This is a genomic window from Exiguobacterium indicum HHS 31 (assembly GCF_001939065.1).
Lineage (GTDB): Bacteria > Bacillota > Bacilli > Exiguobacteriales > Exiguobacteriaceae > Exiguobacterium_A > Exiguobacterium_A indicum.
Genome location: NZ_MPSZ01000009.1, coordinates 24,266 through 36,817 on the forward strand (window position 1 = coordinate 24,266; position 12,552 = coordinate 36,817).

Annotated in this window: 12 protein-coding genes and 1 pseudogene; 2 read left to right on the plus strand and 11 right to left on the minus strand. The window is 32.0% G+C overall.

What is annotated here, in order from left to right; translation table 11 throughout:
• Nucleotides 1-2: 2 nt before the first annotated feature.
• The 5 genes from N179_RS14755 to N179_RS14775 all read right to left on the minus strand — a co-directional run bounded on the left by N179_RS14755 (nucleotide 3) and on the right by N179_RS14775 (nucleotide 2,427).
• Nucleotides 3-257: a glutaredoxin family protein gene (locus tag N179_RS14755; RefSeq protein WP_055966260.1), complete on the minus strand. Its 255-nt coding sequence runs from the start codon at nucleotides 255-257 to the stop codon at nucleotides 3-5.
• Nucleotides 258-278: 21 nt separating this feature from the next.
• Nucleotides 279-515 (minus strand): helix-turn-helix domain-containing protein, encoded by a 237-nt coding sequence (locus N179_RS14760; protein WP_055966263.1) that lies wholly within the window; start codon nucleotides 513-515, stop codon nucleotides 279-281.
• A gap of 5 nt (nucleotides 516-520) precedes the next feature.
• Nucleotides 521-685, minus strand: coding sequence for a YvrJ family protein (locus N179_RS14765; RefSeq protein ID WP_075643114.1), 165 nt, complete (start codon nucleotides 683-685; stop codon nucleotides 521-523).
• Nucleotides 682-1,302 carry a sigma-70 family RNA polymerase sigma factor gene (locus N179_RS14770; protein ID WP_055966266.1) on the minus strand — a complete coding sequence of 207 codons (621 nt, stop codon included), beginning with the start codon at nucleotides 1,300-1,302 and terminating at the stop codon, nucleotides 682-684. The genes N179_RS14765 and N179_RS14770 overlap by 4 nt, the downstream gene beginning before the upstream one ends.
• 246 nt (nucleotides 1,303-1,548) lie before the next feature.
• Complete coding sequence (locus N179_RS14775; protein WP_055966269.1) at nucleotides 1,549-2,427, minus strand: S8 family peptidase; 879 nt, start codon at nucleotides 2,425-2,427, stop codon at nucleotides 1,549-1,551.
• Nucleotides 2,428-4,196: 1,769 nt separating this feature from the next.
• On the opposite strand from N179_RS14775, the gene N179_RS14780 reads away from it, so the two are divergent.
• Nucleotides 4,197-4,436: a hypothetical protein gene (locus tag N179_RS14780; RefSeq protein ID WP_055966271.1), complete on the plus strand. Its 240-nt coding sequence runs from the start codon at nucleotides 4,197-4,199 to the stop codon at nucleotides 4,434-4,436.
• 99 nt (nucleotides 4,437-4,535) lie between these two features.
• Here N179_RS14780 and N179_RS14785 read toward each other — a convergent pair whose 3' ends face one another.
• Complete coding sequence (locus tag N179_RS14785) at nucleotides 4,536-4,862, minus strand: hypothetical protein (RefSeq protein ID WP_055966274.1); 327 nt, start codon at nucleotides 4,860-4,862, stop codon at nucleotides 4,536-4,538.
• 27 nt (nucleotides 4,863-4,889) lie between these two features.
• The gene (locus N179_RS14790; RefSeq protein ID WP_055966276.1) at nucleotides 4,890-5,639 is read right to left on the minus strand and encodes a phospholipase A2 family protein; all 750 of its coding nucleotides are present in this window, start codon (nucleotides 5,637-5,639) and stop codon (nucleotides 4,890-4,892) included.
• Nucleotides 5,640-5,961: 322 nt separating this feature from the next.
• Between N179_RS14790 and N179_RS16840 the strand changes: the two are divergent.
• Nucleotides 5,962-7,285: pseudogene (locus N179_RS16840) on the plus strand (IS3 family transposase).
• Nucleotides 7,286-7,978: 693 nt separating this feature from the next.
• Here N179_RS16840 and N179_RS14810 read toward each other — a convergent pair.
• The 4 genes from N179_RS14810 to N179_RS14825 form a co-directional block, all read right to left on the minus strand.
• Complete coding sequence (locus N179_RS14810; protein WP_055966285.1) at nucleotides 7,979-8,881, minus strand: ATP-binding cassette domain-containing protein; 903 nt, start codon at nucleotides 8,879-8,881, stop codon at nucleotides 7,979-7,981.
• Nucleotides 8,878-10,770, minus strand: coding sequence for a M1 family metallopeptidase (locus N179_RS14815; RefSeq protein ID WP_143404490.1), 1,893 nt, complete (start codon nucleotides 10,768-10,770; stop codon nucleotides 8,878-8,880). The genes N179_RS14810 and N179_RS14815 overlap by 4 nt, the downstream gene beginning before the upstream one ends.
• A gap of 252 nt (nucleotides 10,771-11,022) precedes the next feature.
• Nucleotides 11,023-11,415 carry a hypothetical protein gene (locus N179_RS14820; RefSeq protein WP_055966292.1) on the minus strand — a complete coding sequence of 131 codons (393 nt, stop codon included), beginning with the start codon at nucleotides 11,413-11,415 and terminating at the stop codon, nucleotides 11,023-11,025.
• Between the two features lie 117 nt (nucleotides 11,416-11,532).
• Nucleotides 11,533-12,264: a hypothetical protein gene (locus tag N179_RS14825; protein ID WP_055966296.1), complete on the minus strand. Its 732-nt coding sequence runs from the start codon at nucleotides 12,262-12,264 to the stop codon at nucleotides 11,533-11,535.
• Nucleotides 12,265-12,552: the final 288 nt, after the last annotated feature.

Sequence of the window (12,552 nt, forward strand, 5' to 3'; positions counted from 1 at the left end):
AATTAATTATTATCGCTCAGCTGTAATTGCTTTTCGATTTCTAATAAATTAAATCCATGAATTTTTACTTTCTCACCATTGTCTTTTTCAACAATCGTTAATGGAGTACCTATTCCATCCTCTGATTTAAATGCATCAAACTTTTCTTTACTCTCATAAATGTTGACATTAGTGTAATTTAATCCTTTCTCTAACATAAATTCCTTTTGCAATTTACAAAACGTACAATTTTCAGATGTATATACTGTAATTTTCATTTTTATTTTTCTCCTTTTTAATTAAACTACTTCTTTTTTTGATTTATTATAAATCTCCCAAAATCCTGGAGTTGAATTTACATCGTACTGTTTAATCGAGGTTATTAATTTATACTTCAGTTCTTGTGAGAGATCATCTTTATTCTGATTTGTCGTGAGTGACAAAGATTTTTTTATTTTGGGTTCAAACATAGTAATGATTTTTTCAAGAGCAAGATCATCATTTTTTGATTTCGATACTAATTCGTATAGATCCATTTTAATCAATCCTTTTTATGCGTCTGTATTACGCTTGATAGTTGACTAATTACGACTTCAAGATTTTCAATTTTCTTTTCAAATCTCATGAATAGATACATAGTAATCACTATAGGAAATCCAAAATTTCCAAGTATTGAAATCCATTGTGGTAACTCAATTACCGTCATTCAAGTGTTCTCCTTTCAACTAAATTTAAATGAGAATGTATGTTTTCTAGCGCTTTTTTTCTAGTTTTTGATACAGTCTGCTGAGACTTGTTGAGCTTTTTAGCGATTTCAGTATCTGATAGTCCATCAATGTAGGATAAACTAATGATTTTTTTTTGAGTTTCTGTTAGTAGAAGAATTGCCTGTAGTAATTTCTCGTCTCCGACATATTTTTCTAAATTCTCATCATTTATTATTTGTTCAATATTGATATGGGCCTTATCATCAACTATTAAATCTTTAATTGATAATTGATCATCTTCTTTTAAATTAGAATCAGCGATCAACGGAAATCTACTATTTACAAGTCTTATTTTCTTATCAAAATTAATTGCACTAAAGTATATAGTCTGAGATATAAATGAGATAAATCGAACGTTAAAATAAAATTTTTTGAACGATTCATCAATTTTATTTTTATTATTCTCATTTGGATTCTCAATAACATTTAGTAAAAGCTCTTGATTTTCGATGTTATTTAAAAAATTTTTAATAATTTTGTTATTTAAAAACTCTTGATTAGCATCAAAAAATTCAACTATTTTCTCATCTAAACTGTTTAATCTATCTTTATCCATAGTTTCCCCCAAAGAAATAAAAACGTATGTTCTTATATTAACGAAAAAAAATTATTCTTTACAGTAGTTGCTAATTTTTTCAGATAAGTTACTTGAATCTTTTATGAGCTCAATGATGAAACTTCTTTCGGTCTCGCTTAAATTTTCACTTAAGCATTTTGAGAAAAAAGCTTGTGTTTTTCGACTTTCACAAAAGCATTTTAAAATCAATTCACTTGTCTCTTTCACAAAGCCACCTCCAACTTATTACTTTTCTAAATATAAAGATTTAATCATTGTCTTCTCAATAAACTCTATAGTTGTATGATTTATCAAAATTTCGAATACTTCTTTTGTAGAAATAGTTCTAGTAGCTTTTTTCTCATATTCCTCAATTAAAATTGCTAAGGATCCAGCTACAAAAGGAACTGCCATTGAAGTACCACTCATTTCGATAAACTCATTATTCAAGGAGTTTGAATAAATATTTACCCCTGGAGCATATACATCTACGAATTCATTTGAATTTGAAAAATCAGCTATATTTTTAATTGATTCATCAATTGCACCAACTGAAATCACTTCTTTAAAAGAAGCTGGATACCGATATTCCATCGTAGTCAAATCTCCATCACCATCGTTTCCAGCTGCTGCAACAACAGTTATTCCTTTTTTATCAACTTGTTTGATAAGATCATGTAGCTTTTTATCGTACTTTCGAACTCCTAATGATAGAGAAATAATCTTGACACGTTCATTATTATCACCTCGCCAATTCATTGCATATTTTAGTCCTTCAGAAAGAAGTTCAAGTGAACCTTTTCCACTACCATTTAACACCTTTACTATCAGTAAAGATACTTTGGGAGCAATACCTTGAATGCCATAATTATTGTTAGATCCTGCAATTATTCCAGCTACATGTGATCCATGACCATTTGTATCTCCATAATTATTTGTATCTCCATTGAACTCTTCGGTGAAATTATATCCATCAATCACTCTGTCTTTCAGATCTAAGTTCATCACGTCACAACCGGTATCTAAAACTGCAATGACTATTCCTTCTCCGTAGAATCCTTTTTGCCATTTTGTTTCGATTCCTACAGACAACACACTTGGTGACACATAATCTTTTTTAGCCAATTAATAACCTCCATAAATTGCCTTTAATAACCTATAAAGAGGTATTAAGAAGCCTTATAACAACTTTTTATTGGAATTAAATTAAATAATTATGTATTTTTATTTTATTTATGTTTTTTATGATATGAAAATTTTTGTTAATAAATTCTTCTCAGAAATAATCATCTTCTTCAATTTATTATTTAAGCTCTCAAAAAGTAAAAAGTGACACATCAGCTGTAAAGTTAAACTAATCAATGAGCAGTGGCCCCTTGATTAAAACGTTAGTTAAAGTTATCGATATATTGTAGTTACTCAGTTTAAATAGGAGAACTATCCATGAACAGATTTATCATTAATACAGATCAACGCAAACAACTTTCCACATCGCCTTCATATCAGATCGCAAATTTTCAAAGGAGAATTTAAAATTCGAGCGATACTTTCGAATCCAGTTGGTAAGCGCCGATACAATTTGTTCTTTACCCTGTAACATGATTGCTAAGTAAACAACAAACGAAGTAGTGAAAGTATGGTTCACTACAATTTATATATGGATAAAAGAGTTTTAATGATAAATGTGAAAGATTCAACTTTGACGTTAACCGAAAAAGGAAGCTTCCATCGGATGAAGCCTTGGGAAATCTGAAGTACGAACTAAGTACCTTACAGCAAAGAACAAATTTATGGTTTTAAAAGAGAAATGAAGAATTTAAAATAATGACGTGTGATCACTATATGACCATTATATTTTTTACGAAGGCAATCATTTAACCGATTGCCAAGGCTCTGTATATGCTCATTAAGGTCAATCGCAAGAATTATTTGGCACTAGCATATTTCTCCTTGCTTGAAGAATGCGATGAAGATCCGTAGGCAGAGCATTTTGCATAAAATGTCTATAGCGACATATAACACTGAGAGTGGATCAAACGACTCAAACCGTCAGCTCGATCAGAGAAATAGTAAGATATTTGCTATAGACAACACTTATCTTCGTATTGACTTTATCCAAGTAGTTTATCTCTCTTATTTGAAAGATTCCGCACCCTTGAAATGATGGCATATTATGAATCTACAAACTTTTATATGAAACCTGCATCATACAAGGAATATACTCGTAGAATGACTACACGAGAATATATGCTACTCGCAATTCATAATACATTCCAATGAAGTTCAAATACCTATCCTGCTTATTAATCACGCATTCATGAGTTGGAATGTTTATATACATGTCGCATACAGAAAACTGACTGAATAATGTCCTGATCCAAGTATTCTTTGGGTGCTTTAAAGATGTTTCGATTAGTAATTAGTAGCTAATCTCGATGAAGTATAACTATGATTGTTGCATCTATTGATTATTACAGTAACGAACGAAAATAATGGAAACGACAAAAGATGACTCCGGTACAATACCGAAGTCATCTTAATGGCAGCTTAAATCAATTCAAATACTTTTTCTAAACTCTAAAGTTCAGTTTAGTTACTACATTTTAAAAGTGTTTCGAAAAAATCTAAATTTGGGATTTATATAAAATTGTCGTGTTAGTAAATTAAAGGTTTTTTTACTCTACTCATTAATCAAAATTTTTAAAGAAGCACCATTTCACGAAATTCTTTTTTTATGGAATATCGATATTTTAGTCCTATTCATAAGAAATATTAATTAGTTAAAAATAATCATCTTCTTAAATAATTCAAATAGTATAACCTTTATTTTTACACTTATGTGTTACTATATACTAAATACTAAAATTAATTTAGTAATAAAAGGAGGTTTCATCATGACAAAAAATCTTGGGTGGATTTCTATTGGGATAATTATTTTTACTTTAATTACATTTAGCGTACTTCCAGTCAACGGATTTTGGGGAACAAATTATTTAATTGGTGGTATGCTGTTAGCTTTATTAACTGCTATGTTTAGTAAAAAAGGTATCGGAAAAAATCTTGCTTTTATAGCAATGGGTATTCTTTTACTTCTATTTGTATTATCAATTTTAGGATTTTTAGGAATCCTGTAATATTTTATTAAATATAAATCCTAGTACATTAGATGACCACTAATACTAGGATTTATATTTATATTCAATCGATTAATTAATTTGAGAAATTTTTATTTTTTACAGTTTAGTCAATGTAGCATGACCTGTCGCATTTTGACTGTAACTTGTCAATCGAAGATACAAATAATCCTTTTTAACTTTAATATTTGACTGATTTAACGATTGCCCTGGCTGCAAAAACCACTCTTTAACTGGTTCATCGAATCCTGCCACGTCTACAATATGAACACCCATTACTGCATTTGAACTTGTATTCTTAGCAGAGATTCGTGCCAGACCGTTTGTAAAATTCATTTTTGTTCCATTGACCACTCTATCTCCAATAGCGATAGAAATTCCGTTACTTGATACTAAAGCCTCTACATCATTTTTATTCTTTTCCATTTTTTTATCTCCTTCTCCTTTTTTTTATTAGCAAACAAAGCACATTACTGCTTCTACTACAGGTGTATTAAATGTTTTACCTGCTGCTTGAGCACAGTCACATAATCTTTGATCACAGTAACAGTTAGGGTAACTTACACCTCGTTTTGTATAACAGCAATCATGTGTTTTACAGCAATTATCTAGTCCATTAATTCCTTTTTTAGTTGAAGTACAAGCTGACGAACCACCACAAGCTTGACCACACCAAATATAACCTCCAGCTAAACAGCCATCAAAAACACCATTTGCCTCTACATCTCCATTTAACATTCCAGGTACATAATCTTGATAAAAAGGAAACTCACTTTCTTCTTTATCATTTTTTTCTTTATACAAGGCGATTAATTCTTGATCAAAAGTCGATTCTGAAAACTTAATATAATTTTCGCTTCGAGCAGTATAATTATTCAATGTAACTTCATCATTATCTTCGTTATAATATTCACCTACAAAAAAGTCATTTTGAGTCGATAAATCATTATTTCGATATCGAGTAATATAACGAATCTTTACATTGCTGGCCACTTCAAAATAAATCGATTTTGCAGTTACAACATCTTCTTCTTTTTTCGCATCAAACTCAATTGCTTGAATGACTTTTACTTCTTGAGGATTAAATTCAAATTTTTGTTTATGATTCATTTCTTCAATTAGATTTTTTAACTTCTTATTTTCTTTGATGTCATGTAGAATAAATTTAATTTCTTGTTCTTCTAACCGTTTACCGATAAGCATAAATTAACATCTTCCCTTCATTTTATTATCAGCTGATATTATAGAAAGAAGTTTATAGTAGAACATATACAACCTATTACATCTACTTTTTCTTATTTATTAATGTTTAAAGTCTTTCAACAAATGTCAGATCAAGTTTTTGTACTCATATTAAAAATATAACCAAGCTATTCTCATTCAAAATAAATCAAAAAATGACTTAATCCGATTATGAACTGAACCCCGAATGATAAACACTTATAAAAAAGTGTATCATTCGGGGTTTTTCGTGTGCATACGAATCGCTATAATGAACCTATTCATTCAGACGGGAGAAACAACCATGAGTAAAATCACCTTCACTATGACTCAAATCAACCAGCTCGAAGAAAATCCGAACGTCGCTTCCGTATCAGAACGTTCAATCCAGTACACGGCCGAGTTCAAGGTCAAAGCTGTACGTGAGAATATGGAAGGAAAAGGACCTCAACAAATCTTCACGGAGGCTGGATTCGACCTGACGGTGATCGGGAAACGAAAAGCGCATTCCGCGTTGATTCGCTGGCGCCAAACGTTCCGAAAAGACGGAGAGGAGGGTCTCCGGAACGACAAACGTGGAAAGGCTCTGGGAGGCGGACGCCCGAAGACAGACGAGTCGATGGAGAGACGGTTGGCGAAGGCAGAGGCACGGATCAAATACCTGACGGCAGAGAACGAGCTCTTAAAAAAGCTAGAGCAGTTAGAGGGGCAGGCGAAACGTACGAACTGACACCAGCAGAGAAATATCAGGCCATCAACACCGTCATCCGCATCGCACAGATTAAGAATCTCGTCTGCCCACTATGTGAGATTGCCGGAGTGACCGCAGTGGCTATTACGCTTGGTTGAACCGTGCCGAGGCGGATTCCCTTCGGGAAGAGCATGATTATCTAGATGCGACACTCCTCAAGAAAATCCATGATAGCCACAAAGGCAAAGTCGGTTATCGGAGGCTGTACATGGAGGTGTTCGCTACCCTCGGTTTCCCGATCAACCATAAACGGATTCTTCGGCTGATGCGCAAATATAACACCGTGACCAAAATCCGGAGGATGAACTCTTATCACAAGCTCTCTCGGGCGACGCACGCCGCGTCGTGCCGAACCGATTGAACCGCGAGTTCCCGGCAGAGCGAGCCCGGGAAGGTATTCGTGACCGATATCACCTACCTCCCTATCGCCTCCGGCGAGAACGTCTATCTGTCTTGTGTGAAGGACGTCGCCACACGCGGGATCGTGGCACACCAATTGTCCACGAGTCTTCACATGGACCTCGTCTTTCAGACGATGAAAAAGCTCGAAGAGCATCTCCAAGAGAAGCGACATCCCGAGGCGATGATTCATTCAGACCAAGGCTTTCACTACACCCATCCGAGCTACCAGCGACTCATTGGCGACCTCGGACTGGTTCAGTCCATGTCCCGTCGGGGCAACTGTCTCGACAACGCACCGATCGAATCGTTCTTCGGTCATTTGAAGGACTATGTCACCAACCGTTCGTGCGAATCAATCGAGGAGGTCCGAGAGATAGTCGGGGACTACATCAGCTATTACAACTGCGAGCGCGGTCAATGGAACCTAAAAAAGATGACCCCGAAACAATATCGGAACCATCTGATCGCAGCGTAGAAAACTTGGTCTTTTTATTAAACTGTCCATTTTACGGGGCTCAGTTCATTAAAAAGGACAAGTCATTTTTGATTTATACTTATTTAAATAAATGGAATTCTTCTTTCAATCGTTCTCAAATATTTTATAGAAATCCATGTGCATATACTTAAATAGATCAAAGTAACAAATAAATTTATAATAATTATTTTGATGGTAAATTGAGTATCAAAATAAAAAATATGTGGCCATGGAATTAATTTCCCACCCGTCAACCCCTCTGATCCACAGTACATAATTACTATTAGTAAAGACACCTCAACACTTTTAAAAAGTATACTACTTAAAAATGAAGTAATTGATAGTATCAAGGACTGAGTAAATAATAATAAAAATAAGCTGATAAAAGAAAAACTTTCGCTCTTAATACAAAATATAGTAACTAAAATAATGATCAATAGTGAAAATAGGCTTATAAAATAAGCATTATATTTAGCAATTTTTTGACTTGGTAGTTGAATCATTATTTCTTCTGAATTTTCATGATAGAGACTGTACACTAAAAGTGACGACCATAATGAAATTGACGGAACAAAAATGATCTGAAGAACTAAAAAGAACTGTGCATCAAATTTAGAGTTATAGAAACCTAAAAGATAAATCATTAATGATAAAGCTATAATAATAGGAATATAAAAATTAAAGCCAATACTTTTAATTTGAAATTTCACTAAACTGTTCACCACCTAGCTCTTTAATAATAGATACATAACCATCTACAAAACGAGGATTTACTGCTACCGCGCCTCCTGGATTTTCTGTAGAAATAATTTTCACTTTTATTGTATCTATATTGATCTCATCAACTTCAATAACCATATATTTATTTAATATTTCATTTAAACTATCATGATTTATTTTCATTTCCCAAACTAACCCTTTCGCATAGCTAGCAAGCGCTTGGGGGGTTGATTCAACAAGTAATTTCCCCTCTTTAATGATCCCTACTTTTGTACATAAAAATTCAATATCTTCTACAATATGCGAAGAAATAATTACAGTTTTTTCTCTAGAAAGTTCCTTCAATAAGTTTCTAAAACGTATTCTTTCGTAAATATCTAATCCAGATGTCGGCTCGTCAACTATGATAATTTGAGGATCAGTTAAAAATAATTGTGCAATCCCAAGTCTTTTTCTCATTCCACCAGATAAATTTCCAACTTTTTTAGTTTTTGATTCAAGTAAATTTACTTTTTTTAGTACATAATCAATTCTCTTTGCTCTTTCATCACTATTTTTTAACCCTTTAAGTATTGCAATATGATTTAAACAATCTTGTACAGTTGCTTTCGGGTATAAATTAAAATCTTGTGGAAGATAGCCAATCAGATTCCGAATGTCTTTAATCTTCTTAGGTTTTATACTAAGATCATCTGAATGCTCTAAGTCAATCGTTCCATTATCAACACTAATAATGCCTGCAATAGCTCTCATCAATGTTGTTTTTCCAGCACCGTTTGGTCCAATTAACCCGTATATTCCTTCAATATTTAGTGAAACATCATCTAAAATACTTTTTTTATTTTTGATTTTTGAAATGTTTTTAATATAAATCATTTGTTACCTCCTGATTTAATCAATTGATTTTTTAATTGATACCATGTGAGTTCTTTGTTCATCATTAAATCGTTCCATCTTCTTAATAATCTTGCAGCTTTGTCATCATCACTTGTGCTAATAAAGTTGATTATTTCTTCAATATATTTTTTATTTTTTTTAGATTCATTGTCATATACTTCACTGATCCAAAAATCACCTTCCGAATACTCTTCTTTTGCTATTTTATGCATTTTATTAATGTAATTTGTTGTTAAGACATTAAATATGATTGGAATATTGTCATTTTCGGTATAGTTATTTTGTATTTTCCATGTCATAGCACCTACGAGTTGATATGAAATATCTTTGCTCATGATATCAAAAGTTAATTTATTGTGATGTTCATAAGGACTTACTAAAATAAATAGATTTTTGTTTTTTTGGTACCACATAGTTTCTGTAGGTAAAACATCATTTGCGCCTCTTCCAGGTACAATATAAATATTTTCAGGAAATTTATAAGCTTTTTTATGAAAAACTTGATTTATAAGATTAAATGTCTCTCTTAATTTGTCAATGTATTTAGCTATAGTCTCAATATTATTTTCCCAAGTAATCGGGTACACAACACGATAATTATTAATGGTTTTGTCTTTGAGCTCACCATAAATAATGTTTATCCCGCTATCACTTGTTATTTGATACGTATTATTGTTTTTTTCTCCAAGACTATCCATTAATTGAACGTTGCCATTCAATTTTAAATTGAACTTTATTTTTGATGTATCATACACTGATAATCGCATATTTGAATTGTAAACACTTTTCATTGCAGGATTTACTGATTTTACAGGGTACCACGAGAAATAAAATGGTAAGTATGCATGTGATGCTTTAGCTTCCATAAACGGAGATGAACTACCTTTATAATTAATAACAATGGACTTTGTCGGTCTATCTAAGTAAATTTTTAAAAAGTCCTTATCTTGCTTAAATCTAACTACTTTTCTCTCCTCATCTTTTATAGAAGATACAGAAAATTGATGATATAAAGAAAAAACTTTTTCACCCTTTTCTTCGTCTTTAAAGTAAATCTTCACTTCGCTTTTTAACTGATTCTCAATGCTCAATTGAATATCGTATTGTTTAATGTCGTAATCAAAGTTCTTTAACGAGTTTACTTTTTCAGGAGTATAGTTGTAATAGTAATCCAACTCGTTGATATTTCTTTTGTTAAATTTTTCAGGTGTAATTTTTTCATTTTTTTGAAAATTTGAAAATCCTACTACTAACACCGGTATAATGAGCGTTAGTGCTAAACTTTTTTGGAATTTAAAAAACGAATACGAATTATTAAATAATTTGATTGCTATTAATAGAAACAGCATTAACGTCCAAACGTATTTATTTGTTAGATCTCCTTGCGGAAATAAAAACCCGCTTAATGCGTTGTAAGACATTTGAGGATTATCAATTCCAAGATGAATAAAGGCAGGGATCTCTTTCACGCCGAGTATATTAAAAAATGGTTCTAAAACATAAACGTTTGTAGGAGAAAGGACCAGCCATATTAAAATTAGTACGGAATAATTAATTTTACTATTTGAAATTTGTCCGATGTAAAATCCAATTAAAGAAATAATTAAATTTGGGAAGAACCAATACAGCATAATAAATTTGATTGAGTTAACGTAGATTTCTGATTCTCTGTATCCTGAAAAATAGAATATCATCAATATTATCAGTGTAGATCCTACTGAGAATAAGATGTTATTTACAAATACAAAGAAATAATTTGAAATACTTTTGACACTTATACTATTAGGTATCGAGCTAAAAAAGTTATTAATATCTTCTTTTGTTTCAGTAATTGCAGCATGATAACCTAAAAAAACAAATACTAGCATGCTCCCCTGTATTAAGAAAGACGACAATTGTAGAAAGTTCCCGGGGTTAGAGATCTCGGACAACGTGTATGTATAGATCATTATTGATAGATAGATAAAGCCAAAAAGTGAAGATACGATAAATAATGGATTTTTGTAATTAATCTTTGAATAAAATACGAATGAATTTATGATTTTCTTCAAATTATTCACACCTTCTATATGAAATTAGTATAATAAGACCTTTCTAATTATTAGAAAGGTCTTATATCATTAATCTGTAATCTTTACAGTTCCGCGGATATCTTTAGAACTATATTCTGCCCATGCTTCTGCGTAATATGTGGATGGTGCTGGAGAAAATGATGATTTTACCTCTGTAACAGGGCGAGCATAGCTAGTATGAACAGTTGGATCAGGTAAAACTACAATACTTTTTTTAGCGTATCCGATTAATTGGAATGGTCCTCCACCGCTATTAGTTACTGTCATACGTGACGAGCCATCGTGAATATTAATTTTTCCGCCCTCAGCACTTGCTGTATAGTTTAGTGATGCTGTAGATGTTGCTGCTGAAACACTCGTTGTTGCTAGTAAAACTGCCAATGCACCTAGTGCTAACATTTTAGGTGCAGTTTTTTTGTTGCTAACTGCTAAATTAACCATTTGTCTATTTCCTCCTTTTAGTTTTTATAAGAACGTTGTCTTATGTCTTAAAAAGAGGTAATTTATACGATAATAACAACTTGCTGATTAAAATGTCGTTTTTAATTTTTTATTACATTAAACTAATGGATTTGTTTCTTTAGTATCTACTGGTGAAGTTTTAGTCATTGCAGATTCAATTTCAACTGAAAGTTTCTTCTCATTTTTTCTTTCCTCTTGATCTAAAATAGTGACAGTTTCTCTTGAACGATCATTTAGCCACTCGATTTGAATTTCCCTTAAAAAACTAATCAATGTAGCCACACGATCTGCATACAAATTAAAAAATGGCTCACAAATTTTTAAGATAGCATGTATCACTAAGGCGGCAAAAAAATAGATTACAAAATATAAAGCTAATGTTTCATTAGTGACTTGCCCCTTATTGGAAAGAGTCGAAATTAAGGTGACGCCTAGAACGACGAATGGAAAAGCGACACCTAACTGTTTCTGATTTCCATCTCGCTCTTCAGTTAATGTTTTTATAAGTACATCAAGTTGAGCACTGTTAACTATACTTTCTTCATTTAACTGTTTTTTTAATGCTATTTTGTATTCCTCATTCTTATTTACAAAAAAATCTGTTTCTCTTTCTAAATAATTAAAGTAACGATATGTTCCTATCGCAAAACCAGCTGGTAGTATCCATGAGACAAGAAGTACAAAATAATTAGATAATAGTGGGATAAGAAGAATGCTCACTAAAAAACCACATAATAAAAGAATACTAAATAAAAACTCTTTCGTTTTAAATCTCTCTTTAGTCTTTGGATTGTAATTATTTTGATGGAATATAATCAGTTTTCGCATTTAATCAGCTCTCCTTGCACATGTATTTTTAAGTTCACATTTAAGTAGATTGTTTGACGATTAATTAAACCATCTATCATTCTGACTACTTGCACTCCTAATTGATGAATCGGCTGATCGATAGTGGTAATATCGATTGCTTCAGTAATCAATTGATTATCAAATCTGTCACAGCACATTTTTTTGGAATCTTTATCTTTAACAGTCTCGCTTGGTGAATGATTCCTGCTGCCACATAATCGTTTCCGACTAAAATTACTCTAATGGATATACTTATAAAATACATTT